Genomic DNA, 22,124 nt, shown 5'->3' with positions numbered 1-22,124 from the left:
GTCACGCCGACTGAAAGAACAGCTTTACGACCGACACAAGAGAGTACCTGCCAAGAAAAACGATGGGGGACAAGTCGCGTTTTTTGAAGGCCATACCCGGCGAGCCAGCACCTAGCGGCTGGCTGGCGACGCGCATGGGTCTCCTCCTCATTCCCCCGCTAAACTTTGCCGCTCGATGCGGCACCACTGGTCGTAGTAGGCGGCGAGTTCGCCCATGTCGGTCTTGCGGCCCGCGGTCAGAAGATTCACGCAGCGCCCGCGCGAGAGCCAGTCGCCGCGCGGCACGTGCACGCAGTCCGGCGAAAGCCCTTCCTGCGCGGCAAGCACCACGTCCATGCTCCCCCGCTCGCCGTGAAGGGCCGCGGCCTCGCCCGGTGCAAGACCGAGGCTTCGCAGCAGTTCCGGTGCCAGCCAAGCCGTGGCCGGGCCTTCCTGCTCGCCTTCGGGCACCTGGGAGAGCAGATAGCGCTTCTGCACATAGCTGACGAGCCGCAGCGGCAGCCCCTCGGGCGCTGCGGGCTCGGCGTGCAGTTCCGCGGGCAGGCGGCACAGGCCGTCTGGATGCGCGTACTTTCCGTCCATGAAGGGAATGCCCGGCGGCGGCCCCTGAATGCACCCCCTGGCTTCCAGCTCCGCAAGGGTTGTCTTCATCTTGCGGCCCTTGAGGGCCCGGGCCAGTGCCTCGTCCTCGCTCGGAAAGTCCACGGGCGGATTGAGCCGCCCGGCCAGTTCGCGCGCGATGGCGAAGGGGCTTTTGGCCTCGCCGCGCGGCGCGAAGACCTGGGCCGAATAGTGCAACCATTCATGCTGCGACCCCGACACCGCGTCGCGGCATTCGAGCATCAGGGCCGGAGGCAGGATCACGTCCGCCGTGCGCGCGGTATCGGTCATGAAAGGCTCCACGACCACAGTGAAGGCACGCTCCAACTCATCGCGCACGGCCGCGCTGTCCTGGCCCTGGGTGACCACGTTGGTGCCTTCCACCCAGACGAAGCGCACGGGCTGCCCGGCTTCGCGGGCGCGGCGCAGTTCCCCGCCCAGATCGACGAAGCTGAAGGTGCGCGGCGGCTTTTCGCGCGGCGGCTTGAAGGCCGGGACCATGACGCCCCTGTCGCCCGTGGCGTAAAACACGCCCGCGCCGGGAATGCCGACGTTGCCCGTGGCCACGGCCAGGGCGGCCGTGAAGGCCGCGTTCTCGCCACCGAAGGCATAGCGCTGTAGCCCTCGGCCGAGCAGCGTGGCCGCGGGCTTTTGGGCGTAGGCGTCGACCAGGGCCAAGGCATCCTCAAGGCGCGCTCCCGAGGCGTCGAGCGCCGCCGCAACGTCGATCCCGACGAGCATGGCCAGAAACTCCCGACCATTGGCCGCGCGCGAAAGCGCCGCATCGTCCAGCCCGCCCCGGTCGTGCAGCAGACGCAGGGTGGCTGCGGCCAAAAACCTGTCCGTGCCGGGTCTGATGCGCACATGCGCGTCCGTGTGCGGCGCGTAGCCCGGGTCGCCCGGCGTGATGGCCAGCACGCGCGCGCCCTTGCCCCGCGCCCGGTCCACGATGCGGGCCACATGCGGGCTGTGGGCGTCCATGTTGCGCCCCCAGTTGACGATGACGCGCGCGTTTACAAGCTCGAAATAGTCCGGCTCCACGAGCGCCCCGAACATGCCCTTCATGGCGGCCACGCCCGCTCCGAGGCACATGGAGCCCGTGGCCTGAGCGCTGCCGAGCAGGGCGAAGAGATGGCGCGAGGCCTTGTGCAACACGCCGAAGGAGGCAAAGCCGTAAGCGTGCAAAATATCTTGGGGTGTAGCGCGCAGAGGGTCGAGCCGCGCGGCGATCAGGTCGTACGCCTCGTCCCAGGAGACGCGGCGAAATTCGCCGCCTCCGGCCTTGTCGCGCGCCAGCGGATGGACGATGCGTTCGGGCGCGTTCAGGCGATCCATGAAGCGCGCGGTCTTGGCGCAGATGAACCCTGCGGTGAAGGGATGGTCGGGATTTCCCCGGATGGTCGTGCGGCCGTCGTCCCCCTGCTCCACGATCAGGGAGCAGCCGTCGTTGCAGTGCCGCGTGCAGGCGGTGAGCGTGCGCTTCATCGTGGCCTCCGAAGGCCAGAAGCATGCTGCGCGCGCGCCGCCTTGTCAACGCCCAGGGCTGCTTCCGATGAACGGAAGCAGCCCTGAGCTTGATGACAACCCTTCTTTCTGGCTGCTCAAAAAGCCCCAGATGCAAGGCGCAAGAAAGCGCTGGCCCCTCATGTATGCGAAATACATGTCGATCCTGGCGCTTTCGCCGCACCGCGGCAGATGATGCTTTTTCAGCAGCCCCGGACGAAAATCAGCTTTTGAAGCGCGCCTCGAGATCGGCTGCGGCCTTGTCCACGTCGGCTTTGAACTTCTCGCGCACGGCCAGAAGCTTTTTGGCCAGTTCAGGGTCGGACAGGGCCAGGATCTGCGCGGCGAGGTAGGCGGCGTTCTTGGCTCCGGCCTTGTCCAGGGCCAGGGTGCCCACGGGGAAGCCCGGAGGCATCTGCACCGTGGCCAAAAGCGCGTCCATGCCGCCAAGCGGCGAGGCGTCGATGGGCACGCCCAGCACCGGCCGCGTGGTCGCGGCGGCCACTGCCCCGGCCAGGTGCGCGGCCATGCCCGCCGCGCAGATGAAGACTTGGCAGCCCGAGGCTTCGAGTTCGGCCACGAGGCGCTTGGTGCGCTCGGGCGTGCGGTGGGCCGACGAGACGGTGAACAGGCAGGGCACGCCCAATTCCTTGAGCGTCTCGGCGCAGGGCCGCATCTTCTCCTCGTCGGAGATGGAACCGATGAAGATGGCTACTTTGGTCATGCGTCGTTACCTCATCCTTTAACAAGCCATTATGGAACATCGCCCACGGACTGTTCAAAAAGCGCCGGATGCAAGGCGCAAGAAAAGTTCAAGGCCGGCGCGTATTACCAATACGCGAGGATTTGGACTTTTCGCGGCAACGCGGCAGATGGTGCTTTTTGAACAGCCCGCGATAAATTGTTTATTGCGAAGAGGACTCCCACTTAAGACCCTTCTTCCCTATGTCACGGCGGCAGTAGCTATGCTCGAAGCGCACCCGGTCCACGGCCCGGTACGCCCGTTCGCGCGCCCCGGACAGGTTCTCGCCCAGGGCCGTGACCCCGAGCACGCGGCCGCCCGAGGCCACGGTCGCGCCGCCCGAAACCTTGGTGCCCGCCTGAAAGACCATGACCCGCTCGTCCGCCTCGGCCTCGTCGAGGCCGCTGATGACCATGCCCGAGGGGTAGTCGCGGGGATAGCCCTCGGCGGCCATGACCACACAGATGGCCGTCTCCGGCTTCCAGCGGATGTCCACCTCGTTCAGCCGCCCCTGGCAGCAGGCCAGCATGATCTCGGCCAGATCGGCGTTAAGGCGCATCATGAGCGGCTGGCACTCGGGATCGCCGAAGCGGACGTTGTATTCGAGCACCTTGGGGCCGGACGCGGTCATGATCAGCCCGGCGTAGAGCACGCCCACAAAGGGATGTCCCAGGGCGCGCATGTGCCGCACCACGGGCAGGATCGTGGCCTCGGCCATGGCCGGGTAGTCTGCCTTGGGCAGGATCGAGGCCGGGGAAAAAGCCCCCATGCCGCCGGTGTTGGGGCCGGTGTCGCCCTCGCCCACGGGCTTGTGGTCCTGGCAGGTGGGCATGACCGCGATGTTCTCGCCGTCGCAAAAGGCCAGGAAGGAAACCTCCTCGCCTGTGAGCATCTCCTCGACGACCACCCGCTCGCCGGCCGTGCCGAAACGCTTGTCGCGCATGGTCTGCTCCAGGGCGAACAGTGCGCTCTCCTTGGTCTCGCACACGGCCACACCCTTTCCTGCGGCCAGGCCGTCGGCCTTGATGACCAGCGGCGCGCCCTTCTCCTCGATGAAGGCGCGCGCCTGCGCGTAGTCGTCGAAGACCGCGAAGTGGGCCGTGGGCACGCCGCTTTCGAGCATGACCTCCTTGGCGAAGGCCTTGGAGCCTTCGAGCCGCGCGCAAAACTCCGTGGGGCCGAAACAGGGGATGCCCGCGTCGCGGCAGGCGTTGGCCAGGCCGAGCGTCAGGGGCAGTTCGGGGCCGGGCACCACCAGCCCCACGCCGTGCTTCACGGCGAAGTGGACCAAGGCGCTCACGTCGTCGTCCTTGATGGCCACGTTCTCGCCCAGGCGGGCGGTTCCGCCGTTGCCCGGCGCGCAGTATATCTTTTGCACGAGCGGGCTTTGCGAGAGCTTGAACGCCAGGGCGTGTTCACGCCCGCCCGAACCGACCAGAAGAACATTCACTCCGTCTGCCTCCTCGAAAATGTCGTGGCAGAATAGGTTGTTTCCGCGCCGGATGCAACGCGGCAACCCCCATGGCGGAGCCCAAAGGCTTGTCAACTCAATAAACCCTGTTTCCGGCAGTGCGGGGTGTTGAACAGCCACGCCTTGTGGTATCCACGATTAGGGTTTTGACCTGGGGCCGTTATTATGCCAGCCTCAGCATATTTTACCTGGGCGAGTGGTCGCCGGAAGGAGGACGCATGGAACGCTACGAATCATACTACAGATCGCTGTACGCCATGGCCCTGGTGGTCAATTCGAGCCTTGAACCCGCAACCGTGCTCGGGACCATCACCGAGCAGACGGCCAAGGCCATGCAGGCCAAAGGGTGCACCATCCGGCTTCTCGACCGGACCGGAAAGCGCCTTCTGCAAAGCGCCGCCTACGGCCTTTCCAAAGATTACATGCGCAAGGGCCCGGTCGACCTGGACCACAGCGAGGTGGACCGGGAGATACTTTCCGGCAAGGCCATCCGGGTTGCAGACGCAGCCACGGACCCGCGCTTTCAGTACGGCGAGGCGGCACGAGTCGAAGGCATCGCGTCGGTGCTTGCGGTTCCTCTCGTCGTCGACGGAGCGGCCATCGGAGTGCTGCGCGTCTATTCCGCCTCAGCCCGCGAGTTCGACGCGTCCGAGGAGGAATTCCTGCGCGCCATCGCAGCCTTGAGCGCCATCGCCATCGAGAACGCCCGCCTGCATCAGGCGCTGAAAAAAGATTACGAAATGCTCGCCTCGTTCGAATACCGGGTCTTCGAGGACTAGGAGGCTGTTGAAAAACTCGTTTTTTGCAGGACGGTCAAAAAGTTTCAGATGCAAGGCACAAGAAAAGTTCAAGGCCGACGCGTATTTGAAATACGCGAGGGTTTGAGCTTTTCGCGGCAACGCGACAGATGAGACTTTTTCACCGGCCTGCTAGGAGAAACGCCATGAACAAACTGCGCATCGGAATCAACGGCTTCGGCCGCATCGGCCGTCAGGTGCTCAAGGCGGTGTACGAGCGTCATCCCGGCACGCTTGAGGTCGTGGCCGTCAACGATCTCTTCGACACGACGACCAACGCCCATCTGCTGGAATTCGACACCAACTACGGACGCACGCCCTTTTCGGTCGTGGCGCGCGACAACACCATCGAGTACGGCGACTGGAAGGTCAGGAGTTTCGCCAGCCGCGACCCCAGGGAAATCCCCTGGGCGGACATGGGCGTCGACTTGGTGGTCGAGTGCACCGGCATCTTCACCAGCGGCCCCAAGGCCAGGGCGCACATCGATGCCGGGGCGCGCAAGGTGATCATCAGCGCACCCGCCAAGGAAGAGGACCTGACAGTGGTTCTGGGCGTGAACGGCGACGCGTACGATCCCGCCCGCCATCACGTCATCTCCAACGCCTCGTGCACCACCAACTGCCTGGCCCCCGCCGCCAAGGTCGTGCACGACGCCTTCGGCATCCGCTCCGGCCTCATGTGCACCATCCACTCCTACACCAACGACCAGCGCATCCTGGACCTGCCGCACCGCGACCTGCGCCGCGCCCGCGCGGCCGCGCAGAACATCATCCCGACCACAACCGGCGCGGCCAAGGCCGTGTCCCTTGTGATCCCCGAACTCAAGGGGCGCATCGACGGCTACTCGCTGCGCGTGCCCACGCCCACGGTTTCCATCGTCGACCTAACCTGCGTGCTGGAAAAGCCGACCACAACCCAGGAATTGCGCGACGTGCTGCGCGCGGCTGCCGAAGGTCCGCTTCAAGGTATTCTCGGCTTCAGCGAACGGCCGCTCGTGTCCATGGACTTCAAGGGCGACCCCCGCTCGGGCATCGTCGAATCCGAATTCACGGCCGTTCAAGATGGTATTCTGGCCAAGGTCGTGGCCTGGTACGACAACGAATGGGGCTATTCCTGTCGCGTGGCCGACCTGGCAGAAAAAATCAGGGCCGCCGGACTGCAGTGAACCGTTCGCGGAAAACGTACGGCCACCGAAGCCTATCCGGAAGAACGTCGTCGTGGGTATGGACGACGTGGACAGCACCTTCGTCCACTTGCCGATGGGTAAGCATCCGGTCGCGAACATCGGCCTGATGGACATCGACGCCCCAATGCCATGTCCCGGCCGCATGCCTCATAGGCGGGACATGCGGTCAGGACAGGCGGGATTCGGATTTTGCGCGGCAACGCGGCAGATCGCGTTGGGAACGGTCTGTCAGCGGGTGGAGACGTCCAGGGCTTCGCGGATTGTCCGGGCCAGTTCGGCCTCGGACACGGGTTTCATGAGGAAGGCCCGAAGCCCAAGCCGCCTCGCCTCTTCCTCGTCGACGGTCTCGGAGAAACCGGTGATGAGGATGACCGGCAAGGCGGGGCGGATGCGCAAAAGCTCGACGGCCAGTTCCGCGCCGGTCATACCGGGCATGGCCTGGTCCGTGATCACCAGATCGAAGCTGTCCGGCGTGGCCTTGAAAATCTCCAGGGCCTCCGTGGCCGAAGTCATGGAGGTCACGGCGTAGCCCAGATTGGAGAGCATTTCTCCGGCCATCTGGGCGAGCAGGTTCTCATCGTCCACGAAAAGGACGCGCTCGATGCCGCGTGGCGCAAGCTGGCAGCGGTCGCCGCACTCGTCCTCGCCATCGGTCAGGCGTGGCAGGCAGACGTAGAAAGCCGATCCTTTGCCCGGCTCGCTCTCCACCCGCACCGTGCCCATGTGGGCCTGCACCACGCCGTGGACCACGGAGAGGCCCATGCCCGTACCTTCGCCAATACGCTTGGTGGTGAAGAACGGATCGAAGATGCGCTCCATGGTCGCCGGATCCATGCCCGTGCCCGAGTCGCGCACCACGAGTTCGAGCCAGTCGCCCGCCGCATGTCCGGCGATCCCCTCGGGCTCGGCAGATTGCGCCGGACACTCCGCCCCGTCGCGCAGGACGATCTCCAGATAGCCGCCCCTGCCGCGCATGGCGTGCATCGCGTTGGTGCACAGGTTCATGAGAACCTGATGGATCTGCACCGGGTCCCCCTGCACGAGGTCGCGCTCGGTTTCGATCTTCAGTTCCACCTCGATATCGGCGGGCAAAACGGGCATGAGCAGTTTGGCGACCTCCTTGCACAGCAGCGAGAGGCGCACCCGGGCGCGGCCCTGCTCGGTCTGGCGGGAGAAGGTCAATATCTGGCGCACGAGTTCCGAAGCCCTGATGCCGGCGGACTTTATCTGTTCCAAATATTCGACGAGCTTCGGGTCCTGGGCCTTGCGCAGGGAGAGGTCGGTGAAACCGAGCATGGCGTAGATCATGTTGTTGAAATCGTGGGCGATGCCGCCGGCCAGGGTGCCCAGGGCCTGCATCTTCTGGGTCTGGCGCATGCGCTTCTCCATGCGCAGGCGCTCCATCTCGGCCTCCAAAAGCTCGGTCACGTCCACGGCCACGCCCAGCACCTGCCTGCGCTCTGGCAGCGGAATCTTGGTCTTGGTGAACCAACGCTTCTCGCCCGTGGACGAGGTGATGGTCTTTTGCGGCACGCGCAGGATCTTGCCACTGGCGAGCACCATCTCGTCTTCCTTGCGGAAGCGGGCCAACTCGTCGAGATTGGCGTTGAAGTCCGCTCCCTCGCGGCCGATCATCTCCTCGGGCGTGCTGCCGTAAAGCTCGGCCATGGCCTTGTTGACCAGCGCGTAGCGCCCCTGGTCGTCCTTGACGAAGATGGGGTTGGGCAGCGAGTCGATGATCAGGCGCAGGAAGCGGCGCTGCTCCTCCAGTTCGACCTCGACCTCCTTGCGCTTGGTCACGTCGCGGCCCACGGCCTGATATTCGGCAAGCTCTCCCGCGGCGCTGAACACTGCCCGGTGCGTCCAGCGCTGCCAGCGCACGGAGCCGTCCTCCATGCGAATGCGGTGCTCGAATTCCGTAACGGGCGACTGTGGAGAAAGGGCTCCGGTTTTCTGCAGGATGCAGCGCAGATCCTCGGCTGGTATGTCGGGAATGAAATTGCGGTTGATGAGTTCGGCGCGGGTCTTGCCGTAATAACGGGCGTAGGCCTCGTTGACGTAGGACAATCGACCGTCGGGAAGATAGCGGCAGATGAGTTCGGTCTGGTCTTCCAGGATGGCCCGGTAGCGCGACTCGCTTCGCTTGAGCTCCTCCTGGGCCATGACCCGCTCGGCGATCTCTTCGAGAAGCTGTTCATTGGCCTTACGAAGCTCCCGCGTGCGCTCCTGCACGCGAGTCTCCAACTCCTCACGGGCTTCACGCAAAGCCTGGACCATGCGGCGGCCCTCGGTGATGTCGCGCAGGGTGATGAGCGTTGCCTGGCCGCTGGGGAGGCTTATCGGAGTGGCCCGCATCTCGGCCACGACCACGCCCCTCTCCGGAGCGTGCAGTTCGAGTTCCGCGTCGCGCCCTGCCGTTGGCAGGCCGAAAGGCCAGTGGCGAAGATCCACAAGGTCGCGGCCGAGCAGGCGCTCGGCGGCCGTGTTGGCGAACAGCATCTCGCCAGCGCCGCCGACCACGATCAAGGCGTCGGGCGAGTTCTCGACGACCCAGCTGTGGATGTCGGGCACGCCGAGTTGCGCGGCCAGTTCTGCGCGCTCGAGGCGCAACACCTCGTTCTCGGACGAAAACCGAGCCATATCGCCCTCCCCACGTTCGTCCGCCGAGGAGGACGGCGCGGACGCGGAAAACGCGGGCCCGCCGCCCGCCGTGGAATCGCGATCCTGTTCCATGTCGGCCCGATGCTCTCGCATCATCCCTACTCGATTTCAAACCTCATGACCAGTCGTTCAGACGACATGAGTCGTCACAAACATGCGATCGGGCCAGCCAAGGGGGGTGACGAGCCCCCCGTTTTTCAGTACAGGGAAAAAATGGCGAGGGGAGCGCCGAAACCATATTCCCGAAGGAGCGAACCGCCCATGAAACAACTCACGACATTCGCCTGGTTCAAGCCGCTGACAATGTGCATGGCCCTGATCATGTTCACCTTGGGCCTTGTGCCGCGCGTCGAGGCATCCTTCCTGCCCACCGGAGAATCCCGCTCCCTCGCCGCCCAAGAGGCCGACATGTCCGTGGTCCGCGAGGCTCTGGAGAACAAGATCGTGGGCCAGAGGCTGGCCGACTTCGGCTATACCGCCGAAGAAGTCGAGAACACCCTCAAGCTGGCCAGCCCCGAGGAAATCCACCAACTCGCGACCAACATCCAGGCCGTCCAGGCGGGCGAAGGCGCGCTCGGCGTGATCATCGCCATCCTGGTCATAGCACTCCTGGTGGTCCTCATCCTGCATTTCAGCGGCAAGACAGTCACCATCCAGTGACGCCTCCCGGCATCAACACGATTTCAGGGAGGCGCTTGCCGTCGTCGCCCCGGGGACCGAGCGCGGTCGCCCGGGCGACGATCGCGGCCCTTTTCGCGGCCCTCGCGCTTGCGGCCTGCGCGTCGCGCGCGCCGTTGCCGCACGATTTTTCGCCGCCCGCTGCCGACCGCATGGTCCCAAACGCGCCCTTCCACGCCCAGGACGACTACCAGTGCGGCCCGGCCGCCCTGGCAACGGTCCTCAACCATCTGGGCGACCCGGTAAGTCCGGACGAGATTGCCCGAACGCTGCACCGTCCGGATTTTCGCGGCACGCTGAACCTGGAACTGGCCCTCTACCCCCGGCCCAGGGGTTTTGCGTCCCGATTCTTCGCGGGCACGCTCGACGATCTGATCCGCGCCGTGGACGAGGGCCGCATCCAGGTGGTGATGGTCAACTACGGATTCAGGCAGGCCGCGGCCAACCATTTCATGGCCGTGACCGGCTACGGGCCGGATGGCATCGTGGTCAACGACGGCTACACGCAGGCCGCGCGCATCGCCTGGGACGATTTCTACGCCACCTGGGAGGCCGCGGACCGCTGGACCCTGGCAGTCGCGCCCGAGCCTCCCCAGACCACGGACAAACCGGAGCCATGAACACACCCGCACGCATCGCATGTCTCGTAACGCTCGCCGTGCTCCTCTCGGCCTGCGCCGTGCCGCGCATCATCGTCCACGAGGATCCGCTGACCCCGGCCGACAGGCTCAGGCTCGGCCTGGCCTACGAGCAGGAGGGCAAGGACGATCTGGCGGAACAGGAATACCGGCGAGCGCTTTCCGGCGAACCGCTGGCCCACCTGGCCCTGGCCAACCTGCTCTTCAGGCAGGAGCGCTTCGGCGAGGCGGAAAAATCATACGACCGCGCCGTGCGCGCCCTGCCCGACGACCCCGAGCCGCGCAACAACCTGGCCTGGCTGCTGCTCACCCAGAGCCGCGACCTAGGCAAGGCAGAGCGACTGGCCGAGGAAGCCGTGGCCCTGGCTCAGGATCCGGCCATCAAGGCGGCCTGCGAAAACACCCTGGCCAGCGTCCGGGCCGCACGCGCCGCAAAATCCGGGGGCTGACGCGGCCCTGAAACGCGCAGCCCGGTTCGATTCCGCGATCCGTGGGGAAATCTGCATCTGCCCCTGCAATCCAACCCGGATTTCACCGAGGGCATGGTCCGATAAGAATGACGCACGCCCGCCGCGTCGATTTTCCCCGCACAGGGGTTGACGGATGTGTCCAGACGAGATAAAGACCTCCTTCTCTTTTCGTGGAGGATGTCATGTTTGCGATTATCGAGACGGGCGGCAAGCAGTACCGCGTGCAGGAAGGCTGGCGCTTCAACGTGGAGCGCCTCGACGCGGCTGCGGGGTCCGAATTCGTTCTGGACAAGGTTCTTCTGGTGAACAACGGCGGCACGATCGCCGTGGGATCTCCCTATCTCGACGGTGGCAAGGTCACCTGCGAGGTGCTGGCCCACGGGCGCGACAAGAAGGTCGTGGTCTTCAAAAAGCGCCGTCGCAAGGATTCCGCCGTGAAGCGCGGACATCGCCAGGAATTCACCACTTTGAAGGTCAAGGCCATCAGCGCCTGATATTTCTAGGAGGACGCCATGGCTCACAAAAAAGCAGGCGGCAGTTCGCGCAACGGCCGCGACAGCGCCGGACAACGGCGCGGCGTGAAGCGCTTCGGCGGCCAGAAGGTGCTGGCCGGCAACATCTTGGTGCGTCAGCTCGGCACCAAGGTCCATCCCGGCGACGGCGTGGGCATGGGCCGCGACTTCACCCTCTTCGCCCTGTTGGACGGCGTGGTCCGCTACGAGTCCTACCGCCGCAACAACAAGGTCAAGACTCGCGTCCATGTCGAGCCGGCCCAGGCCTAACGCGCCTCGGCTCCCACTGGACGAGACTCGGCCCCAAGATTAACAAGGGCGGGGAACCTGCGTTCCCCGCCCTTTTCGTGTTTACCCAAGAGGTTTCATGCGATTCATCGACGAAGCGACCATCACCGTGCGCGCCGGCAAGGGCGGACACGGTTGCGTCTCCTTCCGCCGCGAGAAGTACATCCCGCGCGGCGGTCCTGACGGCGGCGACGGCGGCGACGGCGGCGACGTCATCCTGCGCGTCGAGCCGCGCCTCCTCACGCTCTACGACCTCCGGCTGAAACGCCTCTACGAGGCCGAGAACGGCCGCCCCGGACAAGGCAGCCAAAAGTACGGCCGCGCGGGCGTGGACCTAGTTGTGGACGTGCCGCCCGGAACCCTGATCCATGAGGTGGATGAGGACGGAAATGAGCGTCTGGTCGCCGACATGAGCGACCCCGAGCAAACGCTCGTCATCGCGCGCGGCGGACGCGGCGGCAAGGGCAACGAGCACTTCAAGTCCTCCACCATGCGCGCCCCGCGCTTCGCCCAGCCCGGCGAGGAAGGCGAGGAGAAGCGCCTGCGCCTGACGCTGAAGATCATCGCCGACGTCGGCCTCGTGGGCCTGCCCAACGCGGGCAAATCCACCCTGATCGCGTCCGTCTCGCGCGCCCAGCCCAAGATCGCCGACTATCCCTTCACCACCCTGACGCCGAACCTCGGCGTCATCGACGACGATTTCGGCCGCCAGCTCGTCATCGCGGACATCCCCGGCCTCGTGGAGGGCGCACATCAGGGCTATGGGCTTGGGCACACCTTCCTCAGGCACGTGGAGCGCTCGCGCGTGCTCGTGCACCTGCTCGCGGCCGAGGACGCCACGGGCGAGGAGCCATTCGCGGGCTTCGACCTGATCAACGAGGAGCTTCGCCTCTTCGATCCCGAGCTGGCGCAAAAGCCCCAGATCGAGGTCGTGAACAAGATCGACACTCTCGACGCCGAGGAACTGCAGCGGCTGAAGGATGCGGCCGAGGCGGCCGGACGCGAGGTGCGCTTCATCTCGGCCCTGCGCGGCGACGGGGTGGAGGAACTCATGGTCGAGGTCTGGCGGCTGGCCAAGCCGCTTGCGGCCCAGAGCGGCGACGGGGACGAGACGGAAGAGGACTGACGAGCACAGCCCCATGGCCCCTGAATTCCTTCAAGTGACGGCGATGCGGGACGCCCGGGACGGGCAGCCCGAACGAGGGTACCCCAATGAGCGATAGCCGAAACGACTGGCGCGAGACCAAGCGCCTCATCCTCTCCACCTGCAAGCGCGTGGTCATCAAGGTCGGCAGCGCGGTCCTGACCTCCGAGGCCGGGCTCGACCTGCGCGTGGTCAACCGCCTGGCCGACCAGATCGCGGAGCTGCACGACGCGGGCATGGAGGTGGTCATCGTCACCTCCGGCGCGGTGGCGGCGGGACGCAGGGCCATCATCCACTGCCGCGACTGCCGCGACGAGGACTCCCTGCCCTCGCGCCAGGCCGTCTCGGCCATCGGCCAGTCGCGCCTGATGCGCGAATACGACGAAGCCTTCTTCCGCTACGGCAAGACCACGGCCCAGGTGCTGCTCACGCGCGGCGACTTCGAGGACCGCGCCCGCTTCCTCAACGCCCGCAACACCTTGCGCACGCTTTTGGACTGGCGCGTCATCCCCATCATCAACGAGAACGACACCGTGGCCGTGGCCGAGCTGAAATTCGGCGACAACGACACCCTGGCCTCGCTCGTCCTCTCGCTGGTGGATGCCCAGCTCTTCGTCAACCTGACCAGCGCCAAGGGCGTGTTCACCGAGAACCCGGACAAGAACCCGGCCGCCAAGCCCCTGCCCGTCATCGAAAACATCGCCGAATTGGATGTGGAGGGCATGTGTGACGGCAAGACGTGCGTCGGCTCCGGCGGCATGTACTCGAAGCTCTTGGCCGCGCGCAGGGCCGCGCAACTGGCCGTGCCCACGCTCATCGTCTCGGGTCTGACCCCCTTCGCCCTGAAAAAAGCTTTCGAGGACGTGGACATGGGCACGCTGGTCCTGCCCGCCGAACACTCGGTGTCGCGCCGCAAATTCTGGATGGCCTATCACAAGCAGCCGTGCGGCCAGATATGGGTGGACCAGGGAGCGGCCACGGCGCTTCGCCTGCGCGGCAAGAGCCTTTTGGCCGCGGGCGTGACGCGCGTGGAGGGCGAATTCGCCGAAGGATGCCTCGTGCGCATCCTCGACTTCCAGGGCCAGACCGTGGGCGTAGGGCTCTCCAACTACGCGAGCAAGGATCTGCAGGGCATCATGGGCCTGAAGACCGAGGATATCGCGCGCGTGCTCGGCCCGGGGCTTTACCCCGAGGTCATCCACCGCGACAACATGCTCCTCGACGCGGCGCTGTAGCCGAAATTCTGAACATGGCGCCGCTTTCCTTTGTCCCCAACCTGGAATAGAGACACAAGGAAAATGAACGAAACGCCAAAGACGTTGGCCCCGACAACGGGCGAAACCCACCTGAACGCAGGCGAGACCACCCCGCGCCGCCGGGTGGTCGCTTTGCGCCTGGACGACGTCCTTGCGCGGGCGGTCAACGACGTCGCGGCACAGTGCGGGTTCTCCTGCGTCGTCCACCAAGACCCGGAAACGGCCGCGAACGACATCCAGGGCTCCCCCCCGGACTGCGTGCTGCTGACCACGGACGACATCCCCTTTTGCGCCCAATTGCGCCACCACGAACCGCTGAGCCACGTGCCGGTGATCGTGCTCGCGCGGGCCGAGGATCATTCCGGGGCCGCCCTGGCCCTGCAAAGCGGCGCCAGCGATCTGGCCGCCTTGCCCCTGAACCCGCACGAGTTGGCCTTCAGGCTCTCGCGACTGGCCGCATCTTCGGCCTCGCCCAGCGAGATAGCCCAACCCCTGGCTTCGAGCGCGCCATTTTGCCTCGTAGAATCGGAACTGCGCCTCAAGCGGGCGCTGAAGAACATGCCGGTCATGGTCTTCGCGGCCGATCAGGACGGGTGCATCCTGTTCTTCAACCCCGAATTTGAACGCGTCACCGGCTACTCGGCCGAGGACATTATGAAGGATCCCGACGCGCTCGAACTGCTCATGCCGAAGGAGGAAAACCTCCTGCCCGTGGTCGATCCGGGCATTCCCGGCAGCGAAGAGCACCGGCGCTGGACCTTCAGGGCCAAGGACGGCAGAGAGCGGACCATCATCTGGTCGAACATCTCGGACCGCTGCCCGGTGCCCGGCTGGAGCAAGTGGGGCGTGGGGCTGGACATCACGGAATACGCGCGGCTCGAACGGCTGCGTGAGGACGTGGAGCGCATGGTCCGCCACGACTTGCGGAACCCCCTTGGCGCGTTGGTGGGTCTGGCTGATCTTTTGCTCGACGATCCGGCGCTCACGCCGACGCAACTCGAAATCCTTCGGCGCATCGTGCTCGCGGGCGGGAGGGTGACGCGCATAGTGGAGAACTCCCTGGCCCTGCACGCCATGGAGCGCGGTACGTTCAAACTCCTGGCCCAACGGGTCGATTGCGCTGCCATGCTCCGCGACCTGGCCCACGAATTCGAGGGGGTGGCCAGGGCGCGCGGCCAGGTGATCCGCCTTTTGTGCGACGACGCTCCCCTGCCCGTGGACCGCGTGGTGAACATCCAAAGCTCCAAGGCCCTGCTCGAAAGCGTCGTGGCCAACCTCCTGAAAAACGCCATCGAGGCCTCGGTCGACGGTTCGGTCATCAGCGTCGCGCTTAACGACACCTCGCCACTGCGCATCGACGTGACGAATCCCGGATCGATAGCCCCGGACATGCTGCCCCGCCTCTTCAAGCGCTACGAGACCAACAAGCCTGGCGGCTCGGGCATCGGCCTTTACAGCGCGCGCCTCGTGGTGACCACGCTCGGCGGCGAGATATGGTGCGAGCCGTCGCCCGACGGCCACACGACCTTCAGCCTGACCCTGCCCCGCTCCGGATTCTGATTCCTCGCTCCTCGCCTTTCGCCGCGCGACCAGGAGACCACAGAGTAAGTCCTTGCGCTCGGCAACCTTCGTAACCGCATAACATTATTCATAATATAGGCGACTCTCCGCGCCACGCAAAAGCAGTCGCGCCGCATCGGCAACCATCCGTCATTTCTGGCGAAAGGCCATCACCCGGCATTCTTCATTTGCTGTCAACACTCCGTTTGCGCCCGCACAAGCACCTGACGAGCCCGCTCACGCCCGGTCGAAAAAGCCGGGCGTAGGCTTGCTGCACGTCGGGGGGACGGTCCGCGCGCGCAGACCCGCTTCGGCCATCCGATTCCGCTGGGGCACGGCCCAGCGAGCGCGGACCGCCCCACTTTCCCGGCACGACCGACCAACACGGAGGATCGCCATGACTATCACTTCCACGTCTTCCCGCGTGCAATACGCGGCCAACGGCGCGGCCACGATCTGGCCCGTGCCGTTCGCCTTCCACGGACCGGACGACCTGGCCGTGCATCTCTCGAACAGCGACGGCTCGACGCCTCAGGCGCTGCAACAGGGCATCGACTACGGCGTCACGGGCGGCGATGGCGAGATCGGCGCGGTCGTATGCCCCATCTCGGGCTTCCCCCATCCCGAGGGGAAACTCATCACCGTCACCCGTGCGGTGAACCTGACGCAGGATCTCGACCTCGTGAACCTGGACGGGTTCGACGCGGAACTCATCGAACGTCAGTTCGACCGCTCGCGCATGATCGATCAGCAGTTGCAGGAACAGATCGACCGCTGCATCAAGGCGCCGGTCACGAATCCCGGCGCGCTGACCTTCGAGGACATCGTGGCCGAGCGCACGGCCGCGCAGGGAGCGGCCAGCGCGGCGCAGGCGGCACGAAACGACGCGGAGAACGCCGAGAACGGAGCCGTGGCCGCCCTGGCCCAGGCCCAGGCCGCGCGCGATCAAGCTCAGGCCCACGCCGCGTCCGTCAATGTCGAGAATCTGGCCTCGGTCGATCACGACCACGACGACGCCTACGAACCGCTGAATCCCGCCATCCTCAAGTCGGACACTCACGCCGACCTCACGGTAGGCTTCAGGGCCGGGACCACTGGCGCGATCGAGGTATCGGGTACATTTCAGCCGACGTACCACAACGGCAACGTGCGCCGCTTCAACCTTTCCGCCAACTCCACCCTGGCCTTCGTGGCCGGGAACTTCGGAACGCACGTCTATCTGGTGGACCGCTCGGAATCGAACTTCACCCTCTCGCTCTCTGGGTTCGATAAGGTGGTGGGAGCCGTTGGCGGACGCTATGCGCTGGTGACTGTCATCGCCGTTGATGGCCGGTCAATCGCGTTCATTGACGACGTATCGTAGGAGGATGGGCGATGTTCTTTCCCGCACCCTCTCGAAGACTTCGTGCCGCCGCCAGCGTGTTCGATCCCTGCACGTCCGGCTGGAACTTTGCCGGATGGGGCACCAACGGTGCTTATAGTAGCGGCTACATTCAATGCAACGCCAACTATAACGCGAGCACATACAACGCCTCGGCCAGTAAGCAATTGATTCCGGCAGGCTCGTGGCGGGCGGTTTCGGTCAAGGCCCGCGTGTTCATTGAAGACTACCTAACTGCTTCTGGCGTCAAGAACGGTGCGCGGGCTTTTGGCATGCAATGGAACGGGTTCCGCGTATGGGTAGGTTCGAACAACAACGGCACACTTCCCTGGCTTCCAGGGTTCGCGACGCAATTTCCCGCCGGGTCATGGCAAGATATTGAGTTGGTAATCGACGCGGTTCAAGGAAAGGGCTTTGGTCGCTGTGGGATGCTTTATGGGGAAGTATCCTCTTCGATGGATTGGCCATACGTTGGCGGCGTTCCGTTCATGCGTGCGACGTGGGGTAACAATTACGTCGGTGGTGCGGCGGACACAGGGGCCAATGCAAATAGCCGTGCTTTGGTACGCTTCGATGACGTTGAAGTCACTTGCTACATCTAAGGAGAATCATCATGTGGAAATGGCCTGAAAATACGATCATTGGTGGTAACTGGCGCGGAGTCGAACACCCGGAAATGCCCGGCGTAATCGTTTGGCACGAGGCGAACTATCCCGACCGATGGGACGAAGTTGAGCGCGAGTATTGGGGCGTGACGTGGGAAGAGCCGCCCTCGCCCGAACCCCAAGGCGCGAACTACAGCATCCCCAAGAAAATCTGGCTGGACCGTATTCTGCCCGAAGAAATGGAGCGGTTCTACAGCCTGTTGGCGTCCGGCAATTCCCTGGCCTCGCAGATCATGACCGGGATGCTGGCCTGGACCGAGATCGACGTGGACAAGCCGGAAACGGCGGACATGCTGCACGCCCTGGCCGGGGAAGGGTTCTTTGGTCCGGCAGCCTCGCCGGAGCACGTTACGGCACGCATCGAGACACTGCTCGCGCCCCTGCTCGCGTAATCATACCGGCCACGGCCTGCAGGCCGTGGCCTTCGCGATCAGGCGAACGTGGCGAGGGTCGTGGCGATGGCCGCGTGCAGCTCGCCCCACTCGAACGGCTTGGCCAGGTAGTTGTCCATTCCCTTGGCGAGGAACAACTCACGATCACCCGCCATGGCGTGGGCGGTGATGGCCAGTATGGGCACGGTTTTGTTGGCTTCTCCCGCTTTGCCCGCACGAAGGAGCCGCGTGCATTCCACCCCGTCCATGACAGGCATGGAGATGTCCATGAGCACAATATCGAAGGATTCCTGGGCCAAAATATCGAGCGCCTGAGCGCCGTTCTCGGCGACCATCGCGGCGTGCCCGGCATTTTCGAGCATCCGCCGGGTCATCAGCAGGTTGATGCGGTTGTCGTCCACCACCAAAACCCGGAGCTGCACCTGCCTCTCCTCCCCAAGATCGGACTTTTGCGACGCGCGCAGTCACGACACGCCTCACCCTCACACTCGGCCGGGTGATTTGGCCACGGCAGGCCCACTCACGAACAGCCTGCGCTTTCTCACTTTTCATATAATGCACGGTACCCGACCGAATTGCAATACAATACTCAACAACCAATCGGAATAACGGATCTTTCTTCACACTCAAACGTCTGTCGGCGATTGTCGAGCGAGGCTTCATGTCGGACAGGACAAATTTGACAAAAGGGTGCATTTGAATTCTGCTGCATATCCACGCAATCACGGCAACCCGCAAGGAATCCCATGCACCGCATCGTCACCACCTGCACCCGAGACTGTCCCTGCGCCTGCGGCCTCATCGCCGAGAGCGACGGAACACGCGTCGTGAGCCTACGCGGCAACCCGGATCACCCGTTGACTCGCGGCGGCCACTGCGCCAAGCTCGGGCGCTTTCTCGAACGCTCCCTGCACCCCGAGCGCCAGCTATTCCCCCTGCGCCGCAGCGGATCTGGCTTCACGCGCGTCAGTTGGGACACGGCCCTGAACGAACTGGCCGAACGCCTGGACGAAGCCATTTCACGCCACGGCCCGGCCTCGGTGCTGCACTACCAGGGATTCGGCGAACGCACGGCGCTGAAGCTCTTGAACATGCGCTTCTTCAGCCTGCTCGGCGGGGTCACGGCCCTTTCAGGGACGCTGTGCGGCGGAACGGGCCAGGCCGCCATGGAGCTTTCCGTGGGCAAGCGCGTCTCGCACGACCCCGAGGACCACGCCAACGCGAAAACGCTCGTCATATGGGGCCGCAACCCCGCCGTGACGGGTGTGGCGCTTGTGCCGGTCATGAAGAAGGTCCGGCAGGCGGGCGGCCGGATCATCGTCATCGACCCCCTGCCCACGTCCACGGCCAAAACCGCCGATCTGCACATCCGGCCCAGGCCCGGCGGCGACGCCTGGCTCGCCCTTGCGGCCTGCAAGCACGTCCTGGACGCCAAACGCGACGACGTGGATTTCGGCCGCGACCACGCCGAGGGCTACGAGGCGTTTTGCGCCATGCTGCACGGCCTCTCCTCCATGGAGCTGACCGTGCGCGCGGACGTGCCCAAGGGCCAGGTCCGCGCCCTGGCCGAGGCCATGGCCGAGAACACCCCGGCGGCCGTGGTCCTGGGCTGGGGGCTGCACCGCCACGAGCACGCGCACCAAGCCATCCAGGCCATCCACGCCCTCTCGGCCATGACCGGCAACATGGGCGTGTCCGGCGGCGGCGTCTCGCAAGGCTTCGAGGAATACAGCCCCTTCGACTGGGCCGTGACCGGCGAGGACGAAACGCCGCCGCGCCGACGGCTTCGCATGCCGCGCATCGGCCGCGACCTGCTCGACGCAAACGACCCGCCCGTGACCACGGCCGTGGTCAGCGCGGGCAACCCCCTGTGCATGGCCCCCAACTCCGGGCTCGTGGCCCAGGCCTTCGGCAAGCTCGATTTCCTGTGCGTGATGGGCCATTTCCTGGACGACACGGCCCAGGCCGCCGACCTCTTCCTGCCCGCGACCACCTTCCTGGAAATCAACGACGTCGTGGCCTCCTACGGCCACAACTGGCTCGGCCCGGTGAACCGGGCCATGCCTCCGCGCGGCGAGGCCAGGCCCAACCACGAGGTCTATTTCGATCTCGCCGACCGGCTCGGGCTGGACGCGGGTTTCCGCAACAGCGACGAGGAATGGCTCTCGATCATCCTCAAGCCCACGCTCGACGGCCTGGGCCTTTCCCTCGCGGACGCGATGCGCGGCCCAGTGCGCCAAAACGCGCCCACGGTTCCCTACGCGGACAAGGTCTTCCCCACGCCCTCCGGCCGCTTCCGGTTCATGACCGCGATCAGCGACCCCGAACCCGCCTGCGACCCGCGCGAATATCCCCTCTCGCTGCTCACGACCTCGCCCGCGGCCTGGCTGTGCTCGGAACTGCCGCCGCCCGACCTGGATGGCCTGCCCCGGCTCGCGCTGCATCCGGACGAGGCCGCGCGGCTCGGACTTTCGGACGGGCAAACCGCCATGGCCGAAAGCCCGGTGGGCAAACTGCGCGTGGCCGTGGCCACGGACGCGGGGCTGCGGCCGGACACGGCGCTCCTCGCACGCGGCGGCTGGAACTGCCTGGGACACGGGGTGAACGTCCTGACGCTCGACCTAGTCTCGACCGTGGGCGGCGGCACGCCCTACTACTCCACGCGCATCCGCCTGAAGCCCGCGACCGGCGAAGGCTGATGAGGGATTCTGGAGGAGGCGCTGCCTCCTCCAGACCTCCACCGCCAGGGAACGATGTTCCCTGGACCCTGGATTCGCTTCGAAGCCATCGCTGGCAGGGCCGATTTGGGTGCGGCGGCGAGACGCCCTGCCCCAGGCTTTCCGGCATTTTTGAAATGCCTGCGTAGATAATTGGGCAAGGCCCAACATCCCTGGAGCACGCGATTCGCTTCGAAACCATCGCTGACAGGGCCGACCTTGGTGCGGCGCTGCCAGCAGGCCGCCCAAAAAACGCGAGTCCAAAACGCAGGCCCACCCCGCCGCAGGCTGTTCGAAAAGTGTCGGATGCAAGGCACAAGAAAGCGCCGGGCCCGACGTGTATAAAGATATACACGAGGGATCGGCGCTTTCGCGGCAACGCAGCAGACGGTGCTTTTGGGACAGTCTGCTAGGTGAAGAGGATGTCCGGCCCCGCCTGCTTGAGCGAACCAACGCCCGTAAGCAGCATGGACTGCACCAATTCGCCCTGCATGGCCTTGAACAGCCCGGCCACGCCCTCCTCGCCGCCGCCCATGGCGGCCACGGCCATGGGACGACCCACGAGCACGCCGTCCGCGCCCAGGCACAAAAGCTTCAACACATCCGCGCCATGGCGCACGCCGCCGTCCGCGAACACGGTCAGGCGGCCCCTGACCTGCCGCGACACGGCCTGCAGCACCTCGGCCGCGCCGGGAGTGTGGTCCAGAACCCGCCCGCCGTGGTTGGAGACCACGATGGCCGCAGCCCCGGCCTCGGCCGCGAGCAACGCCTGGTCAGGCGTCATGATGCCCTTGACGATGAACGGCAGCGAGGTGGCCGCAACGAGTTCCTTCAGTTCGGAAAAACTCTTGGGGCCCACTGGCTGGTTCTTGAGGGCCATGGTCACGAGCCCCGCGCCGTCGATGTCCACGCCCACGGCCACGACTCCGGCCTCTTCGGCCCTGGCCATGCGGGCCAGGATCTCGTCCTGGGCGCGCGGCTTGATGATGGCGATGCCTTGGCCGTTCACGGCCTTGATGGCCGAGAGCCCGGCCTCGAACATGGCGGGATCGGCTCCGTCGCCGGTCCAGACGAGCGTCCCGGCCGCACTCGACCCCTTGGCCAGGGCCAGTTCGAACTCCTCTTCGCTCATGGCCCCGCCCATGTTGTAGGCCACGCCGGTCATGGGCGCACACTGGATGGGATGGGCGTAGGACGTGCCGAGCAGCACGGCCGTGGTGTCGGCGGTCTTGCGGTCGTGGATGGCGCGCATGTTGAGCCGGATGCGGGCCAGGGCCTCGACGTTGGCCGTGAAGGCCGCGCCGCTGCCCACGCCGCCCATGCCCGGAACCTCGCCGGCGCAGGCCTTGCCGTTGCACACCGGACAGACGCGGCAATAGCCTTTCATCCGTTCGCGCGCGATCTTCTTCGCTTCAGCTTGGGTCATGGTCGCTCTCCTTTGAAATGAAAACGGCCGGGAGAA

The 22,124-nt window shown here is 65.4% G+C and carries 22 protein-coding genes; 15 read left to right on the top strand and 7 right to left on the bottom strand.

All coding sequences use genetic code 11. The features are described 5' to 3' along the window. Window position 1: 1 nt before the first annotated feature. Both DSAT_RS15815 and DSAT_RS02535 read right to left on the bottom strand, forming a co-directional pair. Window positions 2-136, bottom strand: a complete 135-nt coding sequence (locus DSAT_RS15815; protein ID WP_020886015.1) for a hypothetical protein — start codon at window positions 134-136, stop codon at window positions 2-4. A gap of 11 nt (window positions 137-147) precedes the next feature. After that, window positions 148-2,085: a molybdopterin-dependent oxidoreductase gene (locus DSAT_RS02535; protein WP_020886014.1), complete on the bottom strand. Its 1,938-nt coding sequence runs from the start codon at window positions 2,083-2,085 to the stop codon at window positions 148-150. Here DSAT_RS02535 and DSAT_RS02530 point away from each other — a divergent pair. Beyond that, window positions 2,075-2,299, top strand: a complete 225-nt coding sequence (locus DSAT_RS02530) for a hypothetical protein (RefSeq protein WP_040370615.1) — start codon at window positions 2,075-2,077, stop codon at window positions 2,297-2,299. The genes DSAT_RS02535 and DSAT_RS02530 overlap by 11 nt on opposite strands. Window positions 2,300-2,326: 27 nt before the next feature. On the opposite strand, the gene purE is transcribed toward DSAT_RS02530, so the two are convergent. After that, window positions 2,327-2,827, bottom strand: coding sequence for a 5-(carboxyamino)imidazole ribonucleotide mutase (gene purE, locus DSAT_RS02525; RefSeq protein ID WP_020886013.1), 501 nt, complete (start codon window positions 2,825-2,827; stop codon window positions 2,327-2,329). A gap of 181 nt (window positions 2,828-3,008) precedes the next feature. Then, on the bottom strand, window positions 3,009-4,295 hold the full coding sequence (gene purD / locus DSAT_RS02520) for a phosphoribosylamine--glycine ligase (RefSeq protein ID WP_020886012.1): 1,287 nt from the start codon (window positions 4,293-4,295) through the stop codon (window positions 3,009-3,011). A gap of 239 nt (window positions 4,296-4,534) precedes the next feature. On the opposite strand from purD, the gene DSAT_RS02515 reads away from it, so the two are divergent. Both DSAT_RS02515 and gap read left to right on the top strand, forming a co-directional pair. After that, window positions 4,535-5,095, top strand: a complete 561-nt coding sequence (locus DSAT_RS02515) for a GAF domain-containing protein (protein WP_020886011.1) — start codon at window positions 4,535-4,537, stop codon at window positions 5,093-5,095. Between the two features lie 164 nt (window positions 5,096-5,259). Then, entirely contained in the window at window positions 5,260-6,279 is a 1,020-nt protein-coding gene (gene gap, locus DSAT_RS02510; RefSeq protein ID WP_020886010.1) for a type I glyceraldehyde-3-phosphate dehydrogenase, read from the top strand. Between the two features lie 249 nt (window positions 6,280-6,528). On the opposite strand, the gene DSAT_RS02505 is transcribed toward gap, so the two are convergent. Beyond that, window positions 6,529-8,940, bottom strand: a complete 2,412-nt coding sequence (locus tag DSAT_RS02505; RefSeq protein WP_152490208.1) for a hybrid sensor histidine kinase/response regulator — start codon at window positions 8,938-8,940, stop codon at window positions 6,529-6,531. A 282-nt stretch (window positions 8,941-9,222) separates the two neighbouring features. Between DSAT_RS02505 and DSAT_RS02500 the strand changes: the two genes are divergently transcribed. The 11 genes from DSAT_RS02500 to DSAT_RS02455 all read left to right on the top strand — a co-directional run bounded on the left by DSAT_RS02500 (window position 9,223) and on the right by DSAT_RS02455 (window position 17,945). After that, a complete protein-coding gene (locus tag DSAT_RS02500) occupies window positions 9,223-9,621 on the top strand; it encodes a PA2779 family protein (RefSeq protein ID WP_020886008.1) in 399 nt (132 codons plus the stop codon). Between the two features lie 35 nt (window positions 9,622-9,656). Next, the gene (locus DSAT_RS02495; RefSeq protein WP_161656085.1) at window positions 9,657-10,259 is read left to right on the top strand and encodes a C39 family peptidase; all 603 of its coding nucleotides are present in this window, start codon (window positions 9,657-9,659) and stop codon (window positions 10,257-10,259) included. Then, complete coding sequence (locus DSAT_RS02490; protein ID WP_020886006.1) at window positions 10,256-10,726, top strand: tetratricopeptide repeat protein; 471 nt, start codon at window positions 10,256-10,258, stop codon at window positions 10,724-10,726. The genes DSAT_RS02495 and DSAT_RS02490 overlap by 4 nt, the downstream gene beginning before the upstream one ends. Window positions 10,727-10,929: 203 nt before the next feature. Continuing rightward, entirely contained in the window at window positions 10,930-11,241 is a 312-nt protein-coding gene (rplU, locus tag DSAT_RS02485; RefSeq protein ID WP_020886005.1) for a 50S ribosomal protein L21, read from the top strand. An 18-nt stretch (window positions 11,242-11,259) separates the two neighbouring features. Next, window positions 11,260-11,529: a 50S ribosomal protein L27 gene (gene rpmA / locus DSAT_RS02480; protein ID WP_020886004.1), complete on the top strand. Its 270-nt coding sequence runs from the start codon at window positions 11,260-11,262 to the stop codon at window positions 11,527-11,529. Between the two features lie 97 nt (window positions 11,530-11,626). Beyond that, on the top strand, window positions 11,627-12,673 hold the full coding sequence (gene obgE / locus DSAT_RS02475) for a GTPase ObgE (RefSeq protein ID WP_020886003.1): 1,047 nt from the start codon (window positions 11,627-11,629) through the stop codon (window positions 12,671-12,673). Between the two features lie 86 nt (window positions 12,674-12,759). Next, window positions 12,760-13,926: a glutamate 5-kinase gene (gene proB / locus DSAT_RS02470; RefSeq protein ID WP_020886002.1), complete on the top strand. Its 1,167-nt coding sequence runs from the start codon at window positions 12,760-12,762 to the stop codon at window positions 13,924-13,926. 63 nt (window positions 13,927-13,989) lie between these two features. Further along, window positions 13,990-15,507 (top strand): hybrid sensor histidine kinase/response regulator, encoded by a 1,518-nt coding sequence (locus DSAT_RS14735; protein ID WP_020886001.1) that lies wholly within the window; start codon window positions 13,990-13,992, stop codon window positions 15,505-15,507. Window positions 15,508-15,904: 397 nt separating this feature from the next. Next, window positions 15,905-16,870 carry a hypothetical protein gene (locus DSAT_RS02460; protein ID WP_020886000.1) on the top strand — a complete coding sequence of 322 codons (966 nt, stop codon included), beginning with the start codon at window positions 15,905-15,907 and terminating at the stop codon, window positions 16,868-16,870. 11 nt (window positions 16,871-16,881) lie between these two features. After that, on the top strand, window positions 16,882-17,490 hold the full coding sequence (locus DSAT_RS15300) for a hypothetical protein (RefSeq protein ID WP_020885999.1): 609 nt from the start codon (window positions 16,882-16,884) through the stop codon (window positions 17,488-17,490). Window positions 17,491-17,501: 11 nt separating this feature from the next. Next, on the top strand, window positions 17,502-17,945 hold the full coding sequence (locus DSAT_RS02455) for a hypothetical protein (RefSeq protein WP_020885998.1): 444 nt from the start codon (window positions 17,502-17,504) through the stop codon (window positions 17,943-17,945). A gap of 38 nt (window positions 17,946-17,983) precedes the next feature. Here DSAT_RS02455 and DSAT_RS02450 read toward each other — a convergent pair whose 3' ends face one another. Then, the gene (locus DSAT_RS02450; RefSeq protein WP_020885997.1) at window positions 17,984-18,367 is read right to left on the bottom strand and encodes a response regulator; all 384 of its coding nucleotides are present in this window, start codon (window positions 18,365-18,367) and stop codon (window positions 17,984-17,986) included. A 324-nt stretch (window positions 18,368-18,691) separates the two neighbouring features. Between DSAT_RS02450 and DSAT_RS02445 the strand changes: the two genes are divergently transcribed. Further along, window positions 18,692-20,644 (top strand): molybdopterin-containing oxidoreductase family protein, encoded by a 1,953-nt coding sequence (locus DSAT_RS02445; protein ID WP_020885996.1) that lies wholly within the window; start codon window positions 18,692-18,694, stop codon window positions 20,642-20,644. A gap of 427 nt (window positions 20,645-21,071) precedes the next feature. Here the strand turns inward: DSAT_RS02445 and DSAT_RS02440 are convergent, their stop codons facing one another. Continuing rightward, the gene (locus tag DSAT_RS02440) at window positions 21,072-22,088 is read right to left on the bottom strand and encodes an alpha-hydroxy-acid oxidizing protein (RefSeq protein WP_020885995.1); all 1,017 of its coding nucleotides are present in this window, start codon (window positions 22,086-22,088) and stop codon (window positions 21,072-21,074) included. Window positions 22,089-22,124 lie beyond the last annotated feature (36 nt).

This window comes from Alkalidesulfovibrio alkalitolerans DSM 16529 (assembly GCF_000422245.1).
GTDB classification, from domain to species: Bacteria; Desulfobacterota; Desulfovibrionia; order Desulfovibrionales; family Desulfovibrionaceae; genus Alkalidesulfovibrio; species Alkalidesulfovibrio alkalitolerans.
The sequence above is the reverse complement of the archived record's forward strand: the minus strand, read 5'-3'. Positions and strand labels throughout refer to the sequence as shown.

Bases quoted from the DNA above. Each gene is read 5' to 3' on its own strand.
- DSAT_RS15815 (WP_020886015.1), bottom strand. From the start codon at position 136: ATGCGCGTCGCCAGCCAGCCGCTAGGTGCTGGCTCGCCGGGTATGGCC.
- DSAT_RS02535 (WP_020886014.1), bottom strand. From the start codon at position 2,085: ATGAAGCGCACGCTCACCGCCTGCACGCGGCACTGCAACGACGGCTGC.
- purE (WP_020886013.1), bottom strand. From the start codon at position 2,827: ATGACCAAAGTAGCCATCTTCATCGGTTCCATCTCCGACGAGGAGAAG.
- DSAT_RS02515 (WP_020886011.1), top strand. From the start codon at position 4,535: ATGGAACGCTACGAATCATACTACAGATCGCTGTACGCCATGGCCCTG.
- gap (WP_020886010.1), top strand. From the start codon at position 5,260: ATGAACAAACTGCGCATCGGAATCAACGGCTTCGGCCGCATCGGCCGT.
- DSAT_RS02505 (WP_152490208.1), bottom strand. From the start codon at position 8,940: ATGGCTCGGTTTTCGTCCGAGAACGAGGTGTTGCGCCTCGAGCGCGCA.
- DSAT_RS02500 (WP_020886008.1), top strand. From the start codon at position 9,223: ATGAAACAACTCACGACATTCGCCTGGTTCAAGCCGCTGACAATGTGC.
- DSAT_RS02490 (WP_020886006.1), top strand. From the start codon at position 10,256: ATGAACACACCCGCACGCATCGCATGTCTCGTAACGCTCGCCGTGCTC.
- rplU (WP_020886005.1), top strand. From the start codon at position 10,930: ATGTTTGCGATTATCGAGACGGGCGGCAAGCAGTACCGCGTGCAGGAA.
- rpmA (WP_020886004.1), top strand. From the start codon at position 11,260: ATGGCTCACAAAAAAGCAGGCGGCAGTTCGCGCAACGGCCGCGACAGC.
- obgE (WP_020886003.1), top strand. From the start codon at position 11,627: ATGCGATTCATCGACGAAGCGACCATCACCGTGCGCGCCGGCAAGGGC.
- proB (WP_020886002.1), top strand. From the start codon at position 12,760: ATGAGCGATAGCCGAAACGACTGGCGCGAGACCAAGCGCCTCATCCTC.
- DSAT_RS14735 (WP_020886001.1), top strand. From the start codon at position 13,990: ATGAACGAAACGCCAAAGACGTTGGCCCCGACAACGGGCGAAACCCAC.
- DSAT_RS02460 (WP_020886000.1), top strand. From the start codon at position 15,905: ATGACTATCACTTCCACGTCTTCCCGCGTGCAATACGCGGCCAACGGC.
- DSAT_RS15300 (WP_020885999.1), top strand. From the start codon at position 16,882: ATGTTCTTTCCCGCACCCTCTCGAAGACTTCGTGCCGCCGCCAGCGTG.
- DSAT_RS02455 (WP_020885998.1), top strand. From the start codon at position 17,502: ATGTGGAAATGGCCTGAAAATACGATCATTGGTGGTAACTGGCGCGGA.
- DSAT_RS02445 (WP_020885996.1), top strand. From the start codon at position 18,692: ATGCACCGCATCGTCACCACCTGCACCCGAGACTGTCCCTGCGCCTGC.
- DSAT_RS02440 (WP_020885995.1), bottom strand. From the start codon at position 22,088: ATGACCCAAGCTGAAGCGAAGAAGATCGCGCGCGAACGGATGAAAGGC.